This window comes from Synechococcus sp. BIOS-E4-1 (genome assembly GCF_014279995.1).
In the GTDB taxonomy this organism is placed as follows: Bacteria; Cyanobacteriota; Cyanobacteriia; order PCC-6307; family Cyanobiaceae; genus Synechococcus_C.
Genome location: NZ_CP047935.1, coordinates 931,721 through 953,847, shown reverse-complemented (window position 1 = coordinate 953,847; position 22,127 = coordinate 931,721). Strand labels below are relative to the sequence as shown.

The 22,127-nt window shown below is 53.2% G+C and carries 33 protein-coding genes, 1 tRNA gene and 1 pseudogene; 5 read left to right on the top strand and 30 right to left on the bottom strand.

Annotation, left to right across the window (positions count from 1 at the left end; translation table 11 throughout):
* Nucleotides 1–11: 11 nt before the first annotated feature.
* The gene (locus SynBIOSE41_RS04705) at nucleotides 12–572 is read right to left on the bottom strand and encodes a ferritin (protein WP_186539804.1); all 561 of its coding nucleotides are present in this window, start codon (nucleotides 570–572) and stop codon (nucleotides 12–14) included.
* Nucleotides 573–838: 266 nt separating this feature from the next.
* Here SynBIOSE41_RS04705 and SynBIOSE41_RS18300 point away from each other — a divergent pair, with 266 nt between their 5' ends.
* Nucleotides 839–1,042: a hypothetical protein gene (locus SynBIOSE41_RS18300; RefSeq protein WP_074159389.1), complete on the top strand. Its 204-nt coding sequence runs from the start codon at nucleotides 839–841 to the stop codon at nucleotides 1,040–1,042.
* 1,014 nt (nucleotides 1,043–2,056) lie between these two features.
* Here SynBIOSE41_RS18300 and SynBIOSE41_RS04695 read toward each other — a convergent pair.
* The 8 genes from SynBIOSE41_RS04695 to SynBIOSE41_RS04660 all read right to left on the bottom strand — a co-directional run bounded on the left by SynBIOSE41_RS04695 (nucleotide 2,057) and on the right by SynBIOSE41_RS04660 (nucleotide 6,393).
* Complete coding sequence (locus SynBIOSE41_RS04695) at nucleotides 2,057–2,467, bottom strand: hypothetical protein (protein ID WP_186539803.1); 411 nt, start codon at nucleotides 2,465–2,467, stop codon at nucleotides 2,057–2,059.
* A complete protein-coding gene (locus SynBIOSE41_RS04690; protein WP_186539802.1) occupies nucleotides 2,467–3,552 on the bottom strand; it encodes a hypothetical protein in 1,086 nt (361 codons plus the stop codon). Before SynBIOSE41_RS04690 ends, SynBIOSE41_RS04695 begins: the two co-directional genes overlap by 1 nt.
* Entirely contained in the window at nucleotides 3,552–3,704 is a 153-nt protein-coding gene (locus tag SynBIOSE41_RS04685) for a hypothetical protein (protein WP_186539801.1), read from the bottom strand. Before SynBIOSE41_RS04685 ends, SynBIOSE41_RS04690 begins: the two co-directional genes overlap by 1 nt.
* A 21-nt stretch (nucleotides 3,705–3,725) precedes the next feature.
* On the bottom strand, nucleotides 3,726–3,980 hold the full coding sequence (locus SynBIOSE41_RS04680; RefSeq protein WP_186539799.1) for a hypothetical protein: 255 nt from the start codon (nucleotides 3,978–3,980) through the stop codon (nucleotides 3,726–3,728).
* 585 nt (nucleotides 3,981–4,565) lie between these two features.
* Complete coding sequence (locus SynBIOSE41_RS04675; protein WP_186539797.1) at nucleotides 4,566–4,856, bottom strand: Nif11-like leader peptide family RiPP precursor; 291 nt, start codon at nucleotides 4,854–4,856, stop codon at nucleotides 4,566–4,568.
* A 330-nt stretch (nucleotides 4,857–5,186) separates the two neighbouring features.
* The gene (locus SynBIOSE41_RS04670) at nucleotides 5,187–5,411 is read right to left on the bottom strand and encodes a Nif11-like leader peptide family natural product precursor (RefSeq protein ID WP_186539796.1); all 225 of its coding nucleotides are present in this window, start codon (nucleotides 5,409–5,411) and stop codon (nucleotides 5,187–5,189) included.
* Nucleotides 5,412–5,599: 188 nt separating this feature from the next.
* Nucleotides 5,600–5,893, bottom strand: a complete 294-nt coding sequence (locus SynBIOSE41_RS04665; protein WP_255476026.1) for a Nif11-like leader peptide family natural product precursor — start codon at nucleotides 5,891–5,893, stop codon at nucleotides 5,600–5,602.
* Between the two features lie 209 nt (nucleotides 5,894–6,102).
* Nucleotides 6,103–6,393, bottom strand: a complete 291-nt coding sequence (locus SynBIOSE41_RS04660; RefSeq protein ID WP_186539794.1) for a Nif11-like leader peptide family natural product precursor — start codon at nucleotides 6,391–6,393, stop codon at nucleotides 6,103–6,105.
* Nucleotides 6,394–6,583: 190 nt separating this feature from the next.
* Here SynBIOSE41_RS04660 and SynBIOSE41_RS17995 point away from each other — a divergent pair, with 190 nt between their 5' ends.
* Nucleotides 6,584–6,709 (top strand): hypothetical protein, encoded by a 126-nt coding sequence (locus SynBIOSE41_RS17995; protein WP_255475951.1) that lies wholly within the window; start codon nucleotides 6,584–6,586, stop codon nucleotides 6,707–6,709.
* Nucleotides 6,710–6,756: 47 nt separating this feature from the next.
* Here SynBIOSE41_RS17995 and SynBIOSE41_RS04655 read toward each other — a convergent pair whose 3' ends face one another.
* The 4 genes from SynBIOSE41_RS04655 to SynBIOSE41_RS04640 form a co-directional block, all read right to left on the bottom strand.
* On the bottom strand, nucleotides 6,757–7,056 hold the full coding sequence (locus tag SynBIOSE41_RS04655) for a Nif11-like leader peptide family natural product precursor (RefSeq protein ID WP_186539793.1): 300 nt from the start codon (nucleotides 7,054–7,056) through the stop codon (nucleotides 6,757–6,759).
* 211 nt (nucleotides 7,057–7,267) lie between these two features.
* Nucleotides 7,268–7,513, bottom strand: coding sequence for a Nif11-like leader peptide family natural product precursor (locus tag SynBIOSE41_RS04650; RefSeq protein WP_186539791.1), 246 nt, complete (start codon nucleotides 7,511–7,513; stop codon nucleotides 7,268–7,270).
* A 106-nt stretch (nucleotides 7,514–7,619) separates the two neighbouring features.
* On the bottom strand, nucleotides 7,620–7,901 hold the full coding sequence (locus SynBIOSE41_RS04645) for a Nif11-like leader peptide family natural product precursor (protein WP_186539790.1): 282 nt from the start codon (nucleotides 7,899–7,901) through the stop codon (nucleotides 7,620–7,622).
* A 464-nt stretch (nucleotides 7,902–8,365) separates the two neighbouring features.
* Nucleotides 8,366–9,571 (bottom strand): hypothetical protein, encoded by a 1,206-nt coding sequence (locus SynBIOSE41_RS04640; RefSeq protein ID WP_255475950.1) that lies wholly within the window; start codon nucleotides 9,569–9,571, stop codon nucleotides 8,366–8,368.
* 64 nt (nucleotides 9,572–9,635) lie between these two features.
* Here SynBIOSE41_RS04640 and SynBIOSE41_RS04635 point away from each other — a divergent pair, with 64 nt between their 5' ends.
* A complete protein-coding gene (locus SynBIOSE41_RS04635; protein ID WP_066907134.1) occupies nucleotides 9,636–9,857 on the top strand; it encodes a hypothetical protein in 222 nt (73 codons plus the stop codon).
* A 138-nt stretch (nucleotides 9,858–9,995) separates the two neighbouring features.
* Here the strand turns inward: SynBIOSE41_RS04635 and SynBIOSE41_RS04630 are convergent, their stop codons facing one another.
* Together SynBIOSE41_RS04630 and SynBIOSE41_RS04625 are read right to left on the bottom strand one after the other, a co-directional pair.
* Nucleotides 9,996–10,370, bottom strand: coding sequence for a hypothetical protein (locus SynBIOSE41_RS04630; RefSeq protein ID WP_255475949.1), 375 nt, complete (start codon nucleotides 10,368–10,370; stop codon nucleotides 9,996–9,998).
* A 446-nt stretch (nucleotides 10,371–10,816) separates the two neighbouring features.
* Nucleotides 10,817–12,997, bottom strand: a complete 2,181-nt coding sequence (locus SynBIOSE41_RS04625; protein ID WP_186539789.1) for an AAA family ATPase — start codon at nucleotides 12,995–12,997, stop codon at nucleotides 10,817–10,819.
* A 175-nt stretch (nucleotides 12,998–13,172) separates the two neighbouring features.
* Here SynBIOSE41_RS04625 and SynBIOSE41_RS04620 point away from each other — a divergent pair, with 175 nt between their 5' ends.
* Both SynBIOSE41_RS04620 and SynBIOSE41_RS04615 read left to right on the top strand, forming a co-directional pair.
* On the top strand, nucleotides 13,173–13,412 hold the full coding sequence (locus SynBIOSE41_RS04620) for a hypothetical protein (RefSeq protein WP_186539788.1): 240 nt from the start codon (nucleotides 13,173–13,175) through the stop codon (nucleotides 13,410–13,412).
* Between the two features lie 430 nt (nucleotides 13,413–13,842).
* A complete protein-coding gene (locus SynBIOSE41_RS04615) occupies nucleotides 13,843–14,631 on the top strand; it encodes a hypothetical protein (protein WP_186539787.1) in 789 nt (262 codons plus the stop codon).
* A 29-nt stretch (nucleotides 14,632–14,660) separates the two neighbouring features.
* Here SynBIOSE41_RS04615 and SynBIOSE41_RS04610 read toward each other — a convergent pair whose 3' ends face one another.
* From SynBIOSE41_RS04610 to SynBIOSE41_RS17985, 15 genes and pseudogenes are all read right to left on the bottom strand, one after another.
* Nucleotides 14,661–15,809: a SprT-like domain-containing protein gene (locus SynBIOSE41_RS04610; RefSeq protein ID WP_186539786.1), complete on the bottom strand. Its 1,149-nt coding sequence runs from the start codon at nucleotides 15,807–15,809 to the stop codon at nucleotides 14,661–14,663.
* Nucleotides 15,806–16,072, bottom strand: coding sequence for a hypothetical protein (locus tag SynBIOSE41_RS04605; protein ID WP_066907112.1), 267 nt, complete (start codon nucleotides 16,070–16,072; stop codon nucleotides 15,806–15,808). The genes SynBIOSE41_RS04610 and SynBIOSE41_RS04605 overlap by 4 nt, the downstream gene beginning before the upstream one ends.
* Entirely contained in the window at nucleotides 16,069–16,539 is a 471-nt protein-coding gene (locus SynBIOSE41_RS04600; RefSeq protein ID WP_186539785.1) for a hypothetical protein, read from the bottom strand. Before SynBIOSE41_RS04600 ends, SynBIOSE41_RS04605 begins: the two co-directional genes overlap by 4 nt.
* Nucleotides 16,536–16,712, bottom strand: coding sequence for a hypothetical protein (locus SynBIOSE41_RS04595; protein WP_186539784.1), 177 nt, complete (start codon nucleotides 16,710–16,712; stop codon nucleotides 16,536–16,538). The genes SynBIOSE41_RS04600 and SynBIOSE41_RS04595 overlap by 4 nt, the downstream gene beginning before the upstream one ends.
* Nucleotides 16,705–17,037 (bottom strand): hypothetical protein, encoded by a 333-nt coding sequence (locus tag SynBIOSE41_RS04590; RefSeq protein ID WP_186539783.1) that lies wholly within the window; start codon nucleotides 17,035–17,037, stop codon nucleotides 16,705–16,707. The genes SynBIOSE41_RS04595 and SynBIOSE41_RS04590 overlap by 8 nt, the downstream gene beginning before the upstream one ends.
* Nucleotides 17,034–17,405: a hypothetical protein gene (locus tag SynBIOSE41_RS04585; RefSeq protein ID WP_186539782.1), complete on the bottom strand. Its 372-nt coding sequence runs from the start codon at nucleotides 17,403–17,405 to the stop codon at nucleotides 17,034–17,036. Before SynBIOSE41_RS04585 ends, SynBIOSE41_RS04590 begins: the two co-directional genes overlap by 4 nt.
* 139 nt (nucleotides 17,406–17,544) lie before the next feature.
* On the bottom strand, nucleotides 17,545–18,087 hold the full coding sequence (locus tag SynBIOSE41_RS04580) for a hypothetical protein (RefSeq protein ID WP_186539781.1): 543 nt from the start codon (nucleotides 18,085–18,087) through the stop codon (nucleotides 17,545–17,547).
* A 67-nt stretch (nucleotides 18,088–18,154) separates the two neighbouring features.
* Nucleotides 18,155–19,462, bottom strand: coding sequence for a site-specific integrase (locus SynBIOSE41_RS04575; protein ID WP_186539780.1), 1,308 nt, complete (start codon nucleotides 19,460–19,462; stop codon nucleotides 18,155–18,157).
* A gap of 150 nt (nucleotides 19,463–19,612) precedes the next feature.
* A tRNA-Ala gene (locus tag SynBIOSE41_RS04570) sits at nucleotides 19,613–19,685 on the bottom strand.
* Between the two features lie 77 nt (nucleotides 19,686–19,762).
* The gene (lexA, locus tag SynBIOSE41_RS04565; RefSeq protein ID WP_186539779.1) at nucleotides 19,763–20,386 is read right to left on the bottom strand and encodes a transcriptional repressor LexA; all 624 of its coding nucleotides are present in this window, start codon (nucleotides 20,384–20,386) and stop codon (nucleotides 19,763–19,765) included.
* A gap of 53 nt (nucleotides 20,387–20,439) precedes the next feature.
* Nucleotides 20,440–20,874 carry a hypothetical protein gene (locus SynBIOSE41_RS04560; RefSeq protein ID WP_255475948.1) on the bottom strand — a complete coding sequence of 145 codons (435 nt, stop codon included), beginning with the start codon at nucleotides 20,872–20,874 and terminating at the stop codon, nucleotides 20,440–20,442.
* A 14-nt stretch (nucleotides 20,875–20,888) separates the two neighbouring features.
* The gene (locus SynBIOSE41_RS04555; protein ID WP_066907100.1) at nucleotides 20,889–21,146 is read right to left on the bottom strand and encodes a hypothetical protein; all 258 of its coding nucleotides are present in this window, start codon (nucleotides 21,144–21,146) and stop codon (nucleotides 20,889–20,891) included.
* Nucleotides 21,143–21,289: a hypothetical protein gene (locus tag SynBIOSE41_RS04550; protein WP_186539778.1), complete on the bottom strand. Its 147-nt coding sequence runs from the start codon at nucleotides 21,287–21,289 to the stop codon at nucleotides 21,143–21,145. The genes SynBIOSE41_RS04555 and SynBIOSE41_RS04550 overlap by 4 nt, the downstream gene beginning before the upstream one ends.
* A gap of 25 nt (nucleotides 21,290–21,314) precedes the next feature.
* A complete protein-coding gene (locus SynBIOSE41_RS17990; protein WP_255475947.1) occupies nucleotides 21,315–21,554 on the bottom strand; it encodes a carboxylesterase in 240 nt (79 codons plus the stop codon).
* A gap of 52 nt (nucleotides 21,555–21,606) precedes the next feature.
* Nucleotides 21,607–22,026 (bottom strand): annotated as a pseudogene (locus SynBIOSE41_RS17985) (alpha/beta hydrolase); the annotation flags it as partial.
* Nucleotides 22,027–22,127: the final 101 nt, after the last annotated feature.

Below are 22,127 nucleotides of genomic sequence, written 5' to 3'. Positions count from 1 at the left end.
GGTGAACCCCACTACACAGCTCTGGTGCAGACCCCAATAGGTTCTGGTGAGCATCTTGTGAATGGCTCAGAACATAGTTCTTGACTGGGTTTAGCTCGTTCAGGATCTGGTGACGCCATGACTCCAGTGCAATAAAAAGCCCCGCACTTGGCGGGGCTGCGGCGGTCAATGTCCTTTTCTGCGGTGCCGTAAAGCTGCAGCACCGAGGCGGTCACATCAGACTCCATGCGGAAGACATTGGCGATCACCTGCTCCACGCCAGTCCACTGCTGACGAGGTGGTTCGATCGTGTCGAGCACAGGGCGCTGGCCTCTGCTGATCAGATAGTCAGCAAACTTGGCAGCATGCTGCTCTTCTTGCTTGGCTTCATCACGCAGATGTTCGGCAAAGCCGGTCAGCTCACGCTCAGCAAACCAGATCGCAGCAGCCAAGTAATCAGCAGCTGACTGACGCTCAAGGTTGAGATGGGCTTCCATCAGATCGAGCATTTCAGCCGACATGGGCTCGGCCATGGCACGGCCTGCAGGACCGGTGGGGACATTGATGGGGGCTTGGATTTGTGAAGCTGTCATTTTGCTTTCCTCTGGGAGGGATGCATCAGTTCTACATCACAAAACAGCGAAAGATATGCGTAAAAACCGAACATTAAGCGATCAAAATATGCTTTTTAGAATCACATTCAGGAGCCCCAGATATGCTTTTGAGAATCACATTCAAGAGCGCGGGTCTGCTGCTGAGAATCAGTTTCGATAGATCGATATTGAGTGTTCGGTTAGCCGCCAAAGAAATGACGCCCTGAATGCAATAGACAGGATGAGTTGTTACCGAGAATTGTGTGATGACTGCAGTTTTACTTTTATGCGACTGCTCACTTTGCAAGCGCAGCGTTGAAGAATCGCGATCAATCAGGGTTGGCGGGCAGCATTTCTGCTCTAAGTCCTGTGCCAAGGGGCATCCCAACATGGAGCCATGTGATGGCGAGCGGAACGGCTGTAACTGCGGAATTGGAGAGTTGGAGCTGCTTTTTGCGGCTACCGATTAGTTCAGCAACCGCTTGATCGGATCGGAACCACCATCAACCAAATCGCAGCAATGAAGACGAGCGATCTCGTTCTCATGTGGTCTGTGGTGCTGAACCTCTGACGCCCCATGAGCAGAAGTAGCTACTGCTGTTTCGCCATCGTGGCGTCATGCCGAACAAGAACTGGCCCTGCCACTTTGCTCTTGGACCTTCCAGTCCGCACCGTGTTCGCGCTTGATTTGACGGCGCAGGTCAAAAACCCAGGCGTTCGCTTTGGCGTTGGTCTTGGGCACTTTGCATTCAATCCCTGCGCCATGCAGGGGAGCATTGGTAGTGCAAACACATGTGCAAAATTACACTATCTGGCTAGATCCGGATATATCAGAACAGGTGAATAAAAACTCATGCCAACAAAGAAGCCAGTTATAAACTTAGAAAATTCAGTGGAGCCAAGGAGACTCGAACTCCTGACCCCCTGCATGCCATGCAGCAATGCAGCAATGCATTCAGGCTAAATAGCAGTCACAGCGAAGCTTTTTGAAAAGACATAAAAACCACTTAGAGCAAGATTTAGAGCAAATTTGCGGGCTCTCTGGGGGTTTGCTCTAACTCCACCCGTACGGCTTCCACGTCAGATGGAGTTGACTCATTGCACATCCGTCCCCGAGCTATGAGGTCCATTGCTGTTCTTACAGCTGCGGTGTTTGCAACTGTTGTTAGTCCCGCCAACGCCGAGAAGTTGAAGCTCCGCTGCGAAAACCCTCAAGTCGAGTACGCCAGTTCGACTTTGTATATCGATGAAGTGAATGGTCGAATCACTCAAATTTGGGATGCCGACGGTTACAAGGACACCAGCCCGGCCACATTTAAAAACGGGGTCTGGAGATGGGTGGGCTGGAGAGCCCGAGAGTCCGACAGGGCTATCGACATCAGCCTTGATCGTCGAACGGGAGAAGTTTTCGCTGCAATCCAAGTGGGATCGGAGAGGCTCTTGCCAATCGGTCCGTTTTGTCGTTGACATAACGAGCCTTCTGTTTACGGCTGATGCCTGAGGAGACAGTGAGCAATGATCACGACTGTCCCGACCGGCATGGACACTTCCTCGTCTCCATCGGCTGTGTGTGATGCCTTTTCCAAGGCATTGCGCAGCGCTTCGAGTGATGCAGCCACCTGCCCTCGGCGATATGGCGCGCTTTCTTCCAGCTGATCCATCAGCAGCGTCATCTGGGTTCGCATCGCAACTTCATCGGCGGTGTCGGTCAGCAGCTCCCAGAGAGACGGACGAATTAAGCCGCTGGTGCCCCCACCAGCAGCAGTGTCGACGGGCGACCTCATGTCATCACCGCCCCCAGGCATGACGACAACTTCAGGTGGATCCACCACGTCCAAGACGGGTTCAGGTGCAGCGCAGCAGGCCGAACGACACCTTGCCTCGTGATCAGCCATCAGCTGATCCCCTGCTGCTGATCAGCTAGCCGTGCTGCGTCACGCTTCTGACTGCGCACGTATTCACTGTCTCGCCGCTGGCCGTGAACGCCATCAGGGAACTGGATCATTAGCTCTTCAGCAACCGCATCCACCAGCGCTGGCAGCTGTGCCCTCCACTGCTCTGCCACCGCATCAGTGGCCATGGTGTTGACCTCTGCTCTGGTGATCGGATCGGTCCAAGCGTCGGTTTTGCCCTCCAGCTCCTGAATGGCCACGTCGAGCTTCTGCTGACGGGTTTCACCTGCCACCAGCTGCGCCTCAACTGCGTTGCCCCGTTCCTCCATCGAGAACGTGGTGCTCGTCACTGAACCCGACAGCGCATCAATCGCGGTCGCTTGTGCTTCGAGCTGCTCACGATGCTGCGCTGCAGCCTGCTCACGCTCTCGCTGATGTTGCTCAGCCTCCTGACCAGCCTCTGCCCTGATCGCTGACAGGTTCATCACCTGCTGCGAGATCCCCGCCTCCTGCTCCAGTAACGCCTGGCTCTTGGCAACCTCAATCGCGTTGTTCTGCTGCTCAACCAGGCGCGTCAGCCCGACGATCAATGAATCCTTCTCAGCAGCGCCTTTCTCCAGCAGCAGCACCCGTTTCATCAACACCTCGTGCTGATCCAACAGGCCATTAGCAATCGTCGCGATGGTGTTTTGATCGCTGATGCCCTGCTCCTTCTCAGCCATCAACTCCTTAAATCGGCGCTGATCCGCTGGAGTGAGATCGAAGAACTCCTCGGGATAACGCTGACCATCAGCACCCTGAATAAACCGACCGCTAGGGGCAGCTGGTGCAGCAGCAGCTGGAGTGCCGAGCACCGCAGGTTCAGCAGGTGCCTCCTCCTGTCCCAACGCCCTTGCTCTAGCTCTCTCCACCGCTCCTGCAGGTGGTTGCCCTGACGATGCAGCAGCAGCACCGGCAGCAGCACCTTCAGCCGCCGCAATCTCCTTTCTCGTCTGCTTGTAAGCACGATCGAAGCTCCGTTGCTCCGCCTGCTTCACCTGCTCCTCAACCTGTGGACGCTGGGGCTTTGCTTGCAGTTCTTCCAACATCAGCTCATCACTCCCTGACGTTGCTGTTCACGAGCGGCTTGCTCTGCGTCCTGCGCTGCAATCATTCGCTTCGCCTGGCGCTCATCACCACCGGCCTGCAGAAGCGTGTTCTGAAAACGCTTCTCTTCAGCACCGCGCTCCAATGCCTTCATCTGTGCCTCAAGCCCCTTCTCTCACTGCTGCTGAAACTCAGCAACAAATTCAGGATCATGCGCCCACAGATCAGCCTGCGCCGCAGCACTTAGCTCCTCACCACCCTGCAGCTCCGCCATCGTCGCCACACTCAGCGATCCACCAGTAGCAACGCGCCACCTAGCAGCCTGCGCTGGATCTAATTCTGCAATCGCTGCCTGCAACATTCCCGCAGTAGATCCACTCTTCTCGAATGGATTAGTCGGGCTGATCTTGCTTGAATCAATGCCTGCCATCTTGCAAGCGCGATTCAACAATTGAATCTGCTTTGGTGTGAATTTCATGTGGGCTGCAATGTCCCATTTACAACCCCATTCTAAAAAGTCGGTTTTATCTATCTCTGCTCAACTGCGCTCAATCGTGCCAGATATTGAAGGCTGATTTGTGAGATTAGTCAGGCTATTGATGCAATGAAAAGCCTCTACAACCATTGGCTTTTGGTAAATATGTTGTTAGTCAGCAGTCGTGGTTATTAGTGTATATTATTAGCTTGTAGGGTTTATTGATTAATACGTTGTTTCAGGCTTTTACTAGTCGAATTCACGCCACCAGAAACTTCCTTTAGTTTCTTGTTCTTTGTTTTGCTATTTCAACTCAATGCCATGAGTAGATTATCAGCACTTATTTGAATGTCGTTACCAGCGGCAATCTTACGGTACTTCCAACGATTAATAGTATTGGATCTCTAAAACCCCTTGGTTGTTGCAACGCATTCAATAGATTTTATTTTACGGATATTATAGCTAATGTTCTTAGTTCAATTTCAGAATCGAGAATTGGCACAGCTTCCTTCTACGCAATTAGTCTCCAAGAATCGGGGTTTAGTTCCTTCCGCTACAGGCAACCAATTGTGTGTTTCCCTTCATACCGCAACCAATTGTGTTAAGCGAATTCACTGGATTAACTTTACCCCCAGACACTGCCTCGAGTTCTTCAGCTGAAAGTTCAGACATTTTGGATTGGAATGCTGAGAGAAGGTCATCAGCACTGATTTGAATGCCGGCGTCTGCAGCAATTCTCACAGCTTCCTCCGTAGAGGTAGCGGCCGTAATCGAGTTCCTGAGTTCAGGATTCGTCGTTATGGCATTCAAAAGATCCTCTAAAGCAGACATTGCATGATCTTGTGTTGGTTACTTAAGAATCATAGCAAAGGTCTGCTGCAGCGTCTTTGGCTAACAATTACTGCGCTCAATCGTGCCAGGCAATGAAGGCTGACTTGTGGGATTAGTCAGACTGTTGAAGTTATAAAAAGCCCCTACGGCAGCAGGGGGTTTGATGAGTAGGCTCAGAATCCATCACCAAATAACAGAATCATCCCAACCCACAGCAGTGAATTTAATCCCTTGTTAGACGACCTCGGTCCGTATAATCCCCCTCTACCAATTAGCAAATCCCCCTCTACCTTCACTTCTACATAGAAATCGATCAGGAAATTTGGTCCCTCAAAGTGGATTATGACCCATGACTCCCAGTCCACCAGCCACGCCTCCCAGCTCCTCTTCACTGAGTTCAGTCAACCCCGTGATCTTATCAGCAGTGAATTCGTGGCCGTGTTCTTTAGCGATGCTTACGACGTCTTCAGGAGTCTTCGCTGCCTTTAGTTTGTCTTGAATGGACTGGTCATCCTTGGCTTTGGCAAGGAAAGCCTTGAGCTGTTCTTCTGACATGGGTATCAAGTCCGTTGAATAATTAAAGCAATGGTCTGCTGCAGCGTCTTTGGCTAATACTTACTGGGCTCAATCGTGCCAGGTATCGAAGGCTAATTTGTTGGCTGTTTGGGTAATTGAAGAGATAAAAAGCACCTGCCGCTGCAGGAGCTTTTGAGGGATTAGCTTAAAGGGTGTTAAGTAGACTGCTATTCAGTTCGTTCAGCACAGCCAAGCGTAGGATTAGCGCCGCACGCCGGGTTGCAGCCAATGGTGTTTAGCGTATAAGCGCAGCGCCCACAATTGTAAGTTACCGTTTGTGGTTGTCCCCCAGCTAAAACCTCAAGCTCTGCATTAGACAGGTTTTGGCGATGAATGTTTAAGTCATCTGCGGTAATGCAGAAGCCTGCAGCCTTTGCAATAGCAACAATATCAACTCCTTCTGCTTTGAGCTGTTCCTGCAGTGAAGTATCGGCTTGAACTTTGGCAATGAATGCCTTCAGTTGTTATTCGGACATGAGTATCGGGAGTCTTTAATGGTTATAGCAACGGTCTACTGCAGTGTCTTTGGCTAATACTTACTTCGCTCAATCGTGCCAGGTATCGATTGCTATTTGGGTCTGATTGATGGACTTTTTGGGGATGATTGAACCAATAAAAACCCCTTGGGGCTTTCGCGGGTGTGTAGGCTATCCGCAGATGCCCCCACCTATTACCCTGGGCAGCCCCAGCTACAGGCGCCACATCTCCCAGTGTCGCAGCCTGCATAAGACAGGTAATCCCCTCCAGAATCCCCTCCAGCTGCGCCCTCCAATTCCTCGTCTGAAAGCTCTGTGACTTGAGCGTTCTTCAAGTCTTCAACAGAAATCTTAAACCCAGCCTCTTTCGCAATCGCAAGAACTGCGTCTGAATCAGCAGCTGCTTTGAGCTTCTCCTGCAGGCTGGTGTCGCCTTTGACCTTTTCTAAGAAGGCTTTGAGTTGCTCTTTTGATGTGCGTCTCAATCAAATTCCAGAGGAGTGGCATCAGGTGGCGGTGAGATTTAGACGAGCGAATGACATCCGTGATGGCGACATGGAGCGAAGTATTTGGCAGCTGCGTTGAGGGGATATGAATAGATGTAGGGCTAAAGAATGCTGAGGCTTTATTTGCTCTGCCTTGTATTTTTTGTGGATGGATTAGGCGACTGGGCGGGTGAAAGCGCTGACTGTTTTGTTGTCAGTGGTGCCAGGTATCGGATGCTATTTGGGTCTGATTGATGGTGGGTATGGGGTGATTGAAGAAATAAAAACCTATGCGGCGGCAGGGGCTTTGCAATGAGTAGGCTTTTAACAACTCGGGTCTGTCAGGCACAACTCGGGGTATGATCAAAGGCTCAGGCAGTCCACAACTCGGGTCTGGCGGAGGCATCGGTCGGTGCAGTACCTACAGGCCCCTCCAGCCGCGCCTTCTAACTCCTCCTCAGTCAGTCCAAAAATCTCTGATTGAGCGTTCTTCAAGTAAATCTCTGATTGAGCGTTCTTCAAGTCATCAGCAGAAACATTAAATCCAGCCTCTTTTGCAATCGCAAGAACTGCGTCTGAATCAGCAGCAGCTTTGAGTTTCTCCTGAAGGCTGGTGTCTGCTTTGACCTTTTCTAGGAACGCTTTGAGTTGTTCTTCGGACATGGATATCAGGTCTGTTCAGCATTTATAGCAATGGTCTGCTGCAGTGTCTTTAGCTAATACTTAAAGCACTCAATCGCGCCAGGTATTGAAGGCTGATTTACGGTGTTAGTCAGACTGTTGAAGTAATAAAAACCCCCTACGGCAGCAGGGGGTTTGAGTGTGTAAATTTTGAAGCCGAGGGGAAATCAGACTATTCAAATACCTCCAGAAATCAGCCAGTATTTATACAATGTTCAGTTTGATTCCAACAATGGCTTGCACCTCCCCCACACCCTCCAGCCACGCCTTCTAGTTCCTCTTCACTGAGATCAGTAATCTTATCAGCAGTGAATTCGAAGCCGTGATCTTTAGCAATACCCACAACGTCTTCAGGTGACTTTGCTGCTTTTAGTTTGTCTTGAATGGACTGGTCGTCCTTGGCTTTGGAGAGAAATGCCTTTAGTTGTTCTTCGGACATGAGTATCAGAATTGTTTCGCAATTATAGCAACGATGTTCAGAATTATGTATATCTGATAGTTACTGCCTTTAACTGTTGCGGGTCTAGAATGCAATTTTGCACTTATCACCTATCGAATGGACACAAGCACTTTTTCATTGTCGCAGCGACTGTCACAACGGAAATAATGCATAAATCACTAGGATTTAATCCTCCAGCAAATGACTCAAGTTCTTCATCAGAGAGTTCGGTGATTTTTATATCGTTAATTTTGCCGTCAAATTCATGACCATGATCTCTCGCAATACCGGACACTTCAACAGGTGACTTTGCTGTTTTTAGTTTCTCCTGAAGACTGGTGTCGCCTTCGACTTTGGCGAGGAAGTCTTTGAGTTCTTCTGGGGACATGGGTAGCAGGTCTGTTCAGCAGTCATAGCACTGATCTGAATCACCACATAGGCGGGCAACGCTTCCAGCCACCTGTCTCCCCCGTTTGGGTAGCCCTCTGCTTTGACCCCTCAACGAATCGGCATTGGCTTGTACGTCCGTACGCCTCCTACATATCGTCTCCGCTTCTCTTCATTGCCCCACATCAGCGGGTGCGCTCCACTTCGCTGTGATTGCCGATAGCTGTGCTGGCCTTGATTAGCAGCAGTCAATACATACCTCACAGCATCAGCAGAGTGATCAGGCGCAGCCTTCTCCATATCCTCAGGATTGCGATCATCACTGATGCAATAAGGCAACGTCGCCCAGAGGCTCTCGCATCGCTCTGAGATATACAAACCAGGCTCTTCACTGCCTGCCTGATACAGCAACAATTTCATCAGCTGCCACCCCACAGCCCTTGAACTCTTAGGGCTGCCTGTGACTTACCATCCGTACTTCTTAAATTCAGTGCTCAGTGTCACTGGATCGCTATGACCGCCGAAACCCAGCTGTGCAGTAACTGCTGAATCCATGATCACTCTGCGGGGCGGAATCACCCAATCAGTGAATCCATTGCGGATGTAGAGCTTTTTCACTCGCTCCACAAACTGCGGTGCAGTTAATGAGCGATCACCCCTATTCCATTCCTTTGATCCGTCTGGCTGAATCGAACAGACGTATTCCTCATCCACGCAGACCCAACTACCTCTGGCGATATGACGCTCTCCGACCATTATTGGCTCTTGGATCTGACACATCAGCACGACGCATGCAGGGCTGGCCGTGCCCCAGTCACCACCAATCCAGCACCAATGTGCCTTGGTCTTTTCAGTAAACGATCCGCTCTTGTCGGGATACCAAGGAATCTGAAAATCACGGGGCAGCATTGACCTTTCAATGCTCAGGCAAGAGCCAAAGAAGCCAGCAGTGACCTGCCCCCATTCGCCCAGCACCTCAGCGGCAATCTTGGATTCATCGCCAAAGCAACTCGCCCTCAACTCCTTCTCGTATTGATCTGGGTTGGAGAGATAGGGGTTATCCCTGAGAGTGGACTTGATCCAGACCGCAGGCTGAGCACCAAAGAACTCACAAGTGAAGATCCTGTTCGGCATTGCCTTGGTAACGATGTAATCCCTGATCCACCAAGATCCAGGACCCAACGGGTTAGCGGTAGCGATGAACTTCGGCGGACATGTTGGATCTGTGCTCCTCATGCTTGATCTCACCCTCAGCACCACATGTGGATCCGCTTCCTGCCCCAGCTCGTCCCAGCCGCAGAAATTCAAGTCCTCACCCTGGATCTTGTTGAAGCCGTCGTTGCCGTCCATATGGATCAGCTGCAACGTCGCTCCATTGCTCGCTGTCCAACGCCTCTTGGCCTTCAGATACCTGCTGCCAGGCATCATCCGCATGATCTGCTCTATCAGCAGTGTCTCCAGCTTCTGTAAGCCAGCTAGATCAGCCCTGATCAATACGCCGTTGAACTTCTCTCCATACAGCAACATGTAATAAACAATGATCCACACAAGCAGGATCGACTTGCCACCACCTCGACCGCCTGCCAATACGAGCGTGTTGAGCTCATCAACGCTCTGCAGTAATCCAGCAACTTTTCTCTGCCATGGGCTTAGCTGTATCCCGTTATCCACCTTGAGCTCTCTCTTTGTTTAATGTTAATTGGGCGCTACTGTTCCACGTACACACGCTGATCGCATGAGTCGTGATCCTGAACGCCAGCCAGAACAATTACGTGAATTCAACTTCACCGTAAAGGGAGATGAGCCCTTATCAAGTAAACCTGCTTCCGTACGGCTGTATCAGAGTGATGATGATGAGCTCCGCCCGTTAGGCAAACAAATGGCTGAATTTATCCGTGATGCTGTCAGAGAAAAACTAGATCGACAGCGTGAAGGGCATGCCGCTCGTAAGAGGTAGGTAACACTGAGGCTTCCAAAATGGCAGCGGTGAGCTCAGGCGAAATCGGAGCTTTGCTCTAGGTCTTGCTCTATTTAGCTGCCCTGTATCCGTACGACTACAAGCTGGGACAGCTATATGACGCGACTGACCCCCTGCTTAACCAGCAGGAGTGATGTCGAGGGTCTCGTTCCACTGCTGAGCAGAGAGTTTGCCTTGTGCATCGCCCTGGCCCAGAAAATCCTTGATCAAGTTGACGTTGACCGCCTGAACGCTCGTATCGGGTGACAACTGATTCTGAAGCTGTCGAGCTCTCCGATCGGTGTGCGTGCTCCAGGCGCGCAGGAGGGCTGGATCAACACGGTGCTCCACCGTCTCTTCGATCTGAACACGGCCAACAGGGTCAGTGATCCGTCTTGTGGTCTTAAAGCCCTCGCCCGTCTGTTTCCGGATCTCCGCTCTGATTGCATCCTCAGCCAACTGCCATCGACCCTCGCTGACCGCCATCCGCTCTTCGATGCTCAGCTTGTTCACTGGATGAGCTTTGGCTGCCTGTTGGATCATCTGCGTCACCCTCGCTGATGTAACTCCAAGCTCGGCGGCGATTGTGTAATGCGGTAGCCCGCTTATGTGCATCTCCCAGGCCCTATTTCTCTTGGCTTCAGTCTCTTTTTGTATTGCTCTTGATGCTGGCATTGCTGATAAGAACTGATGTACTACTCAAAAATTTAAGACGTTGTAAGCCGTTGCGTGAATTCTATCCGCCTCAGTAGGGGGGAGGTATATACCTATGTATATGCGGGGATGCGGGAAAAAACGGCTGAGAACCATTGGCAGCGCTTAATGGTGACCAAAAAAGCAGAGGTAATCCCGACAAATCCTGCGTAATCCCTAGATATTCCCGATGATGGAGACAAGAGAAAGCTAGTAATAGCAATGCTTTATAAAGATATTTTCCTAATTCCTTTTTATATATACCCCTATACGTGTGTCTTGGTGAGCTCGGTAACAGTGCGCTTGCCTTTGGCTGTGAGATGCCAGCTAGAGCCTGTCTTTTTAAGGAAACCGTCTTGACGGAGCTTGGTGAGGTTGTTGCTGATAGTGGATTCATTACGCGTAGAGAGCAGGTTATGAATGGCGTAACTGGTGGTTGCGGTCCCCATCTGCTCAAGGTCAGAGACGGTGATCAGGATGTCGTCGCGGCAGTTACGGACCAGTTCACCCTCGACAATCTGAAAGCCATCGGGTGCAAGTCGATAAAGAAACTCTCTGGAGACGTATCCACGAAGCTTGTGAGCAATCCAGCGAACGCATTTGGCTCTGTCATCAGAGACAGGTTCAACGCGGAGCTCATGAACGGCGTAAGGAATCTGATTGATGTTCTGGTTGCCGCCTGCCCCGCTGATGCCCTTGCCCTTTGTATTGCCTGAGGGGTGATGGAGATAAAGACCGCTGCAGTGTTTAGCGATCAGGGCTTGAATCAATCGAACGATGGTGTCGACAGGTCCGATACCGAAATCAACGCCAGCAAGGCTCAGGACAGCTTTCCAGCTATCGATGATGACCAGTGCGTAGTTGTTCTCTTCAAGCTCGGTCTTGAGCTCTTGGAGACCTGCTGGCGTGACAGACCATGCACCGATGCCGTCGTGTTCATCAGCACCCCAATGAGTGCAGCCATTAATCCAGCGTGGATCGTTGGCAATGCCGAGATCTTCAGCGGCGTTCTGCCACATGTCGTAGGCACCTGTGCCGCCATCAGAGCCAATGAATAGGACCTTGCCTGTGATGTCTCCAGGGATTTCGAAATCAAGGAGCGGTTCACCTGTAATGGCAGACCATGCGATCCGTACGGCTGCAGTGGTCTTGCCGACACCACCAGCACCGAAGAGAACTGCATCACGTTTCCAGGGGAGAAAACCGTGAACGAGCATTTGTTGCTGTTCTCCTTCACGGGTCTGGTTTGGTGATCGACCGCGACGTTTCTTGTTATGGGATTGGCTGATGGCTAGTTTCCAGCGATTAGCCAGAGCGGCGTACATCCGTTCTTCAATGTCGTGTCGCTTCAAGCCACGCCATCCGAGCTCAGCGATCAGTGCCATTTCTTTGGCCCAGGTGTCTTGCGTCAGCAGGCGGAGATCGAGCAGTTCACCGACCTTGCGAGCAATGAGCTCTTCGAGGGGTTCATCGTCATCAACGTGGCTGCTCTGTTGTGAGGACTTGCCATTTCTGGCTGAGGTCTGATCAGCAGTTGAATCAGTGACGTTGAAATCATTCTTGGCGACCTCAAAGAACGTGCCGTCAGTGATGGCGCCGTTAGCTTCACGGGCTTTCTCGACTAAGTCCTCTTCAGCTGCCCAGGCAGGGGAGTGAACAGCCATGGCAGCACCTGCACGATCAGGGCCAAGGATGTGAGCCAACCCCCAGAGCAAACGGAGATATGCATTTCTGGTGTTGGAGCCAGGAGTGCGTGAAGGGATGCGATAGAGCTGATCTAGAGCTCGTTCAGCAGTGCGATCGCTAGCGGGTTGTGGTGATGGTTGCTCCAGCAGAGGCGTCGGATCAGCTGGCAGCGCATTGATGATGTCTTCACGGGTGTACCTGCCATCGCCGACGTGAATGGTTTCCACCAGAGCGATCGGTTGTTGATCAGGTCCCATGTAGAGGGATCCAGGCAGCCGCATCACGCGTGATGGGTCATTCACTGACTTATCGCTGCCGAGATAACCAGCGAGCCGCTTCATGTCGGACTGCCAGAGAGCTTTATTGGCGATCGGCGTATCAAGCAGCCAATAGAAGTGGAGGGAGCCACCACCAGTGCGATTGATGATCGATGGTTCTGGCAATCCTGAGTCGTTTACACGCTGGAGCTGATCGGCTTCTGCAGTGCCATCGAATTCCGCGAAGTAGGCGATGCATTCAGTGATGGATGCTTTGTCATCGCCACCGCGATTGATGACGAGATAAATGCCTAAGCCATCGTTCTGAGCTTTCAGGACACGATCACTGGATCTATCACCGTTAATCTTGCGAGCTCTTAGCTGCCTCTTGATTTCTGGTGGCGTGTGCTTATGGGGGAATGCACGGAAGCGAGCATCACCGTTCTTGCCGAGCAAGTCGAGAAATGTCTTAGCTGCGTTTAGATCAGGTTTGAGCTCAGACATCAGTAATCGGATCCAATACGTTCAGCGACCAGGACAAATCGATCCACTTGATATGAAGCCGTACGGCTGCATTCAGGACTTGAAAGGATTAACGACTCCACCTGATCTGCGATTGATTCGCGCAGCAGGTGCGTTATCGGGAGTTGCCTTGTACGATTTCTCATGAGTGGCCTAAGTGCTGGCTGCTGTTCTGCTGGTGGTCTGCGGGGTATGGCTGGGGAGCTATGACCGCAGGCTTCCTTTTGGATTAGTGAACGCCGAGAGGTTGCGTGGGGCTAATGCCACGACGTTCCAGATACTCATGAAGAGCGTGTCTGATCACGACCGAGAGATCTTGCTTGCTTGCTTTGGAGAAATCGCGCAGAGCGTGATCAGTCTCGATCTGCAACTTGAAGGTATTGCTGACGCGGACTAGTGGAGCAAATTGCTTTTCATGCTGCTTGTATTCAGCAGGAGAGATGCAGTTCATTTACAGCTGGGGAGCACGTGTTACTCATTCAAATTAGGGAGGTAAAAGTGAGTTAAAACCCCTCCGCAGGCGGAACGGAGAAATTGCCAAGTCTTGCCATAGCAAGCAATAACAAATTCTCAGACTTGTGATGAGAGAGTGCGCCTGCAATAAGCCCAGCTAATGATGCACGCGTACGGTTGCTGCGTGTTTACACGCTAGGAGTTGTGTATGCTGCTAAGGAAGGGCAAGCCCTTCACAGTCACCTTGCACCCCCATGGTCCGCAAATCGCCAAAGCTGCTCTCTCGTGATCAGGATGCACTCCTGAGGACAGAGTTGCTGCGACTAGCTGCTTAGCTCCAGCCCCTCACCGTCCGTGGTCTCTACTACCAGGCGGTGGTCTCCGCATTGCTGGATTACATCAGCAAGGACAGCATGGGCAGCACCGTTAATTACGACCTAGTCCAGCGTCGCGTTCTGGACCTGCGTAAATCAGCCGAGCTGCCTTGGAATTACATCGTTGATGAATCCCGCGCCAGTTATGGCGTCAGTCGTTGGAACAACCCTGCTGGCTTCGCTGAGACTGCACCATGGTTTTACAGGCTTGATTTCTGGCGTGAGCAGAATCAACGGCCACTGGTGTTAGTCGAGAAGGCGGGTCAGATTCCTGTCTATATGCAACATGCTCGCGGGCTTGGTGTTGATGTAGCGGCCTGCAAGGGATACGGCTCCGCCAGTTACTTGCGGTCGGTTGCTCTCAGCGTGAACGAGCACATCTGCGAAGGGCAAGCCATTCACCTGCTGGTCTGTGCTGACTTCGACCCCAGTGGTGATGATTGGCCACGAGCAGCACTGGAGGAGATTCAATCTCATGTGAGCAACCCTGATCTGATCACGATGCAGCGGGTGCTGGTGACCCGTGATGACCTTGATGACTTTGGCGCTCAGGTTGCGTTGCGTGGTGCCAACAAGAACGACAGCCGCACTAAGCGATTCTTAGAGCGTCATGGCTTCACGCCTGATCAAGAGGTCTGCGTGGAGATGGATGCAATGTCTCCTGCAGTGGCTCGTGATCGGATCGAGGCGGCAGTGATGGGGATGTTCAGCGGTGATCTCGAAGCTGAGGTGCAGCTGCAGCAGGAGCATCGCGATCGGATTGTGCAGGTGCTTGAAGGATTGGTGTGAAAAGGGGGGCAGCCCCCCCTGATCATTCATCAACCATCACCCTCCGCCGCAGCCGTACGGACGTCTTCAGCTGAGGTGTTGGCGCTGTGCTGATCAAGCATCCGCTTGGCAATCTGCAGGCACTTGAATGCCTCGCCCAGATAACGCTTTTGGTTTTCATCAGCGTCAGGGTGAGCATCGGGATGCAGCATTGATGCACGGTGCTTCCACACCTCTTTCAATGCACGCTCCCAGCTGTCGCGCTCTGGTGTCGGGAGATTGGCGCGTGAGGCAGCAGCGCAGAGCTCATCCAGCAGCTCAGGCCGTCGTTGCGACACACCAAACAGCATCACCACCAGTGCTTCGAGATGGTCCTGTGGCGGGTGATCGAGGCCCGTATACAGTCGCATTTGACGTCCGAGCTCATCAGTCCAGACGGGCAGCGGTGGTATCTGTGTTGGCTCGGGATAGTGATCCCTTGATGCTGTGGCTCGACCCTTTCCACCAGCTCCAGAACCACCAGTGGCTCTGAATTCAGGGATCATCACCACCAGGCGATCAGCTGTTGTGCAGGTGCCGCAGACAAGTTCTGCTGCAGCCCTGGCCCATGCCTTCTGACCGCAGCTGGGGCATTCGAAGCGGACTTTGTCGAGACCCTTGGCACGACCCCTGGCTGCATCCATCGCGAGCTCTTGCCACGGCATCGCCTCTAATTCAGAGGCATGCGTACGGAAGCATCGAGCAAACAAACCATCTGGGTCGATGGAGTGTGTTGCTGGCCCGCGCCACGTCACTCCAACCCTGATCGGTGAAAGCCCGAGATTGTTCATCACGTTGCGCCATTCAGGACCGTGGCCCCCCGTGGCAGCTTTGTGATTCACCACCTCACAGACGTACTGATGGCACTGCTCATGAACGAGCGTTGACAGCAGTTCGATCAATGGGCGATCGATCGCAGTGGTGGAGTTCAGGGTGATGCAGTCCAGCTGGCGGCCATCGGCATCAATGAACTTGTTAGGGCTATAGAACCCGTTGCAGCCCTTCTTGTTCTGCAGCCTGAGCATGGTGCTCGGCAGCTGGTTATTGAAGAGCTCACGGTTAAACAGATCAGCTGCTGCTTGCAGTCGTCTGGCAGTCGCTAACGCTGGTGATTCCTGAAAGGAAACACTGTGAGCGATCTTTCTGGCGAGGGTTGTCATGCATTGCCCTCCCGCTGGAGCTCACGGATCACCTGATCAGCTCTTGCTTCTTGACGGGCTTTCATCCCCCGTTCATGAAGCATTGATCGGATTGTTTCCACATCCCAGAGGACGGGACTGTTAGCCGTGTCGGTCTTGAAGCGATAGTGCTTGCCACCTTCAAGAAACCCGCCGTTGATGTCGCGTTTGCGCTTCAACGTGCAGGGGGCGATCCCTAATGAACGGGCCGCCTGTGTGGTTTCAAGCCACGATGAATCAGTCATTGATGCCCTCCAGACGGTTGTTTGATGGATTGAAGAAAGAGCTCTTGCTTCAGCTGCTGCTCCAGCTCGGGCAAGGTCTTTTCTTTCTTGAACTGCGCTAACTCCCACTCCAGATAGAGGCGGTGAGCGTTATCCAGCAGATGCTGCAGCTTTGGTCGGTAGAGCTTTTCCACGCATCCGGCAAAGCCATCAGCGCAGTGAACCTGACCGTCGTGAACATCAACTGCGCCGTAGCCAAGGCTTCCGCTCGGACGGACCTCGACGCGAATGAAATACCGCCCCGGCTCTGGATGGATCACCAAGCAGCCTTCTCTTCCAGTTAGATCGGGCGAGAAATTGGGATCTTCGAGCGGTTCATCACGACGATCACAAGGGAAGACGTACCAACACGGTGCGATGACGTTGGAGTAATCCCGTGGCCAACCCTTGGTGATGAGCTGAGCAATCAAGTTGCTGAGATCAGTCATTCAGCCTCCTGATCAAGGGATTCGAGGCGTTGCGTGTAATGCGCGGACAGTTGCCGACACTCCTTCACTTGCTCGCGGTAGTGCGATCCAAGGTTCTGGAACCAGTCCGCTCTCAATGCCTCCCAGATGCAGGCGTACGTGAGCTCATCTCTGCTCAATGTGCGTCTAGGCATTGTTCACCTCCCTATCTGCGTTGAAGGCTTCGACGTTCCACCTGCGAAGACGCTTGGCGTCCCTTAAGCACTGGCGCATAAATTGCGCGGCGCTGGGATCCTCCTCTTCTTCTTCCACGGCTGGAAGCATGCACGACAGAAATTCGATGTCGTTTCGACAGGCTCTATCCAACGAATGGAAGTGAGCCCACACCAAATAATCATTGGGATCAGTTGGCAGGAAATCGGACTCCTCCCGGTGGTTGATGACATCGGTGTAAGCCGTCATCAATCCGCTGGGGATTGGCTTGGGCAACGGTTTCAGCCCGATTTTGGAGATGCTCATTTCTGGCCCTCCTGCTGAGCAAGCCACAGCGCCCGTACGGGATGCAGTGATCCCATCAGCAACTCACGCACATACTCCGCCTGAGTCAGTGACGGGCGGACTCTTTTCTCCAGCTTGTGGGCGTACTGGAGACACGCGTGATCGGCTGGAGAAATCTCAGCTTCTACGTGTGTGAGCTTGCCCTGCACTCCTTGCTCACGGCGGCGGAGCTCGGTCTGGAATCCATTGCTCTGCTCACTGCGAGGCAGCAGATGAGCTTTCAGCCAGCCTTCTTTCTTGGCGTGCTGCAGGACTTTCACCTTGACGGTGTCGCCTTCTTGAATCAGCGGCAGATGGCTGAAATCGCCACTGTCAGCAGCGAAGAGCACAAGGCTCTTGCCGCCTTCTGATCGAGCGTTGAAGGACCGCAGATTGTCCTTGTGATCGTGAACCTTGAAGACCGTGACATCGGCTTCAAATGGAAACGAGAGCTCTACGGATGAAGGATGTTCACCCTGCGTAGGCGTATTAGGTCGGCTCTGAGAAAAGTTCTCCGAGGTTGACCGTTTTGTTTTCGACTGGCTGCCAAGCGACAGCTGTGACGTCGGGGTTTTTGAGTGGTCCCCAGATCCGCTCGAAGTAGGCGCTGATTTCTGGGGAGTTTTCTGCTGGTGTCGCGGATGCGCGGTAGGCATCACGGGCTTCCTGCTGCAATGCAGCGGAGGGTGTTCCCTCAGTTGCAATCAGTTGCTGCTGCAGGCGGTGGTAACAATTTCCAAGCTTGTGGCTTAGGAGCTCGCCGCTTCGAGGTTGCCCCTCGGTGTATTCGAAGATGACGCCCTGAGCGTTATATCGCCGAACCCTGCAATGAGCAGCTGCCTTTTCTGCATCACTTGAAAATCGAACAGGGCGCTGGCCCTTTGGCGTGCGAATTGGCTGTGCGAGCCATTCCTCCAAAGGTGGATCACGCCTCGGCCGATCAAGTGATGTCAGCAGCTGCAATTCAGACAACTGTTGTTCTGATGGAAGGTTTTCGACGGAATCGCGGGTCAGGGGCTCTGAGAAGCGCAATCTCGTTGCCAGAAGTATAAGCACGCTATGGCTTGCGGATGCAAGACCCCTCACACCATTGCTGGTGTCACACTATTTCTGCGCGTGGTGGAGCTTTCTGGCGCCCTGATTGATCACTAAGGGGTGCCGTACGGGTGATCTTCTTCACTGCATCACGCAGACCCTGTTGATCAGTCCAGCGTCCGTAATGGCGATGGTGAGTGTTAGGCGTATGGCCCAGCAACGCAGCTGCATCACGGACTGACAGGGGTGTGGCGTATCCCTTGTGAGCTCTCCATGCCCATCCATGCCGCAGGCTGTAGGGCGTCAGATCAGGAGTCGTTGCAACTAACGATTGCCAATACGGGTATCGATCCAACAGCTGTCTGAATGCATCTCCAACCTTCTTAAATTCGCCGCTGTCGATTGCCGTACGGACTGCACGCGGCAGCTTGAGCTGACCCAGCTGATATTGCGCCAATGCCCGAGCTCCGTCATCACGACCGTCGAGCTCCAGTGCAATCACCAATCGCGGCAGCTTCTGTTTTTTCATGCTGCTTTTATTGCATTTGACGTTGCTGCGCACCATCAGTTCGCCGTCTTCAACATCTAAAGCTGCAAGTTCTGCTGGTCTTAATCCAAAGCATCCGACCAGAGCCACCGCCATCCAGAGCTCATGCTTTTCATCAGCAATCAATGCATCAAGCAATGCCGCTAATTGCTCTGGCTTGATCGGGGGAGTCAGATTGTCGTCAGCTTCATCTGAAGTGCCGATCAGCACGTCTCGATCCTCCCCCTCCAGAGGTTTCCACCGAGCAGGCGCACCACACTTGTCGATCGCGTAATTCAGAAATGCAGCAACATCCCCGAGATGACGCTTGCGGCCTGAACCGCCTGGAGCACAACCATCAAAGAAGTTGCGGGCGTACGCCCGCATCAGAGATGAGCCATCTGTCGGGCGTGGGGATGCTTCGAAGAGAGAAACAGCATTTCTGACGCGCTTGCTGGTGTCGGCCATGGTCGTGCCACGGCGATCGCTGCGAGTCTCCAGAAATGCATCGGCAGCAGCACTCCAATCGATGGCACCTGCCACCACACCCTTGCCAGTCACCACACCAGCAACTTGCTGCGATCGGCGGTGCGCTTCACGCAGGCTGATGTCGTGTTCATTCATCCGTGCGGCCAGGACGCCAACGGCATTAGCGATCGCGGTGGCAGAGCTCGGAGCCCATTCAATTTCCAGCATCACGCTGGACTTCTTTCCGTCCTCATATCTACGGGTGAGCTTGGTGCCGCTGCTCTGCGGATAAAGCGTCCAGCCGGTGCCATGCTCCCGCTTGATCTGGCGTCGCAGATCGTGATCCCAGGTGCCTTGCTTACTGAACGTCTTTGGCATTTGCTCTAATGCCCTGCGCTATGCAGGGGGTCATTCATAGAGCAAAAGGTAGAGCAAAACTGCTCTATTTGGCAATGGCATGCCGTAGCAAGCCTGAGCAAAAAGAATGCCCACCAGCTCATAAGCCAGTAGGCGTCTTGGAAAATCCAGTGGAGCCAAGGAGACTCGAACTCCTGACCCCCTGCATGCCATGCAGGTGCTCTACCAGCTGAGCTATGGCCCCAATAACGCAGACAGGGATTGAAACCGGCCTTTGTCGTTAAGCAGCTTACAACGACGGCGGGCCCCGCTAACCATCAATCACATCTGTCGCCATACGGCAGCGAGTTTGCCCTGAACCTGCACCTGATCGGCTGGCAACTCGATCGGCTCGTAGGCAGGATTCGCTGCTTCCAACCGCACCATGAGGCCATCGCAGTGAAAATGCTTCAGCGTGGTTCCACTGCCAGGAACCAACGCACTCACGATCGTGCCTTGACGCAGACGAGCCGCATCAACGACCGGTTCCATCAGAACCACATCACCGTCGGCGATATGGGCATCCACCATGGAGTCACCATTCACCGTGAGCGCGAACAGACCACGGGTTTCAAGAACAGGAGCAAGATCCAATCGATCTTGGATGTCGTCAAAAGTCTCAACCAGGCCACCAGCCGCAACAGCACCGAGCACCGGAATTCCGGAGGCAATCCCTCCAAGCAGCTGAAGGGTGCGAGCCTGACCTTCCTGCCAAGTGATCCAGCCTTTCTGCTGTAGGTGCCGTAAACGACTCTGAACAGGAGCAGGTGAACGCAGACCCATGGCCTGCATCATCTGACGAATGGACGGACTGTGATGATGGCAACCGATGTAGTCAGCAAGCCACTCATAAAGCTCTTGCTGAGCAGTCGTTAGCGGCTCGGGAGTTCCAGCAGACACCGGCAATTCATTTGTTCGTCAATACATGTGTACCGGTCATCACCCAAGATGGCAAGGGCTCAGTCGGGCGCTGGCAAAGCGCAGATCCAACGAACCTTGTCCGAAGTGTCCTCACGCCCCACGTAATCAAGCCATTGCCCCTGAGCACTGCTGCGCTGCAGCCTTTGCTGATTACAGAGTGCACGCATGCGCAGTTCACGCACCTTCCAAACATCCTGACCCTGACGGCGCATCAACAGCGCAGCATCAAATTCCACACCGCTTGATGTCCGGGCAGGATTACTGAGATATTCCCCGGCTTTCAGGCTTGGCGAATCCATCGCCTCCATGAACAACCAGGTGCGCTCAGACAACTTGCCCGAGGCCTGAAGAGACTGCCGAGTCTGCGACCAGAACGGCGGTTCCGGAGACGGTGACCAACTTTCCGCATACGCAGCAGCACTGCCAATGGTGAAGGTCAGCGCGAGAGCGCCGAATCGAACCAGGTTGCTCACTGCTCAGTCTGCACCTACTGCTCAGTCTGCTCCTGTGGACGCTCGGAACGTTCTTTGATCAGTTTCGCCAATATCTCCAATTTGGCATTTTCAGACTCCGAAGCTCTCGACGCCATCCAGGTACTGGCAACTTTCATTTGCGTGACCTGTTGCAGCAAGGAAAGTGCTGTTTGCCTGAGGGTTTCGATGTCATCGCATTCGCGGATGAGCCGTCCCCATCGTTCTGTTTCAAACGACTGTTCAAGCCCTTGCTGAAGAGGATCGATGCTCAAGATCCAGCCTCCCAAGTCAGCATGGGATCGGGGTCACCATCACAGATGGCACGCGCACGAACGTAGAAAGCACTTTCAGTGTCGCCGGCAGCTTCAAGCGAGTCGAGAACCTTTTGCCAGTTGTGTCGTTCCTGCTGATCCATTGGTCATATCTGGAATGCGGTGACCCTAAAGGTCTTTCAAAAAAAACAGGGTCTGATCAGCCACTGTTTTCCACTCAGCATCGGCGGTGATCACGTGACCACTGCCCTCCAACCAATGCACTTGCACATGCTCGGAGCCGGTTCGATGCAGGAGTAACTCCACGCCTCGGCGCGTGATCACCTTGTCGCGCGTGCTGGCCATCACCAACAAGGGTTGATGCAGATTGCCGAGATGCCTGCGAGTGGAGGCGATGAGAGCCAGCACACGCACGCAGCAACGGACTCGGCCAACGTGGATACTTCCAGAGACGCTCAGCTGTTGCGGGATCCACGAAATCGTCGGCAGGACGAGGCACCGAAGGCAGAAGCAGGGACAACAGCGGGGCAATCAGCGCTCGAGGATCGCCACTCACAATCGGTGGTGAGTAAGCAATCACTGCTTCAACGCCCGGACGCCGTATGCCGGCCTGAATCGCAAGGATCGAACCCAACGACAAGCCGGCGACCACCACGCGCTTGCCGTGATCGAGAAGCCGGTCAACGACGCCATCGACCTGCTCCAACCACTGGCTGGGCTGCACAGGCATCAGATCCTCAAGGCAAGTTCCATGGCCGGCAAGCAGGGGCGCTTCCACACCAAAACCCTGCTCATGCAGCGCCTCAGCCAGCAGAGAAAGTTCCGCCGGTGCTCCGGTGTAGCCGTGCAGCAACACAACAGTGATTGGCCCACCCAGCATCGAGAACGGTTCAGGAGAAGCGGCCATCACCTCAGCGAACAATGCGGTGCTGGGATTCTGGCGAAGCCATGAGCCTCCATCAGCGGGGAAGACAACGTTGC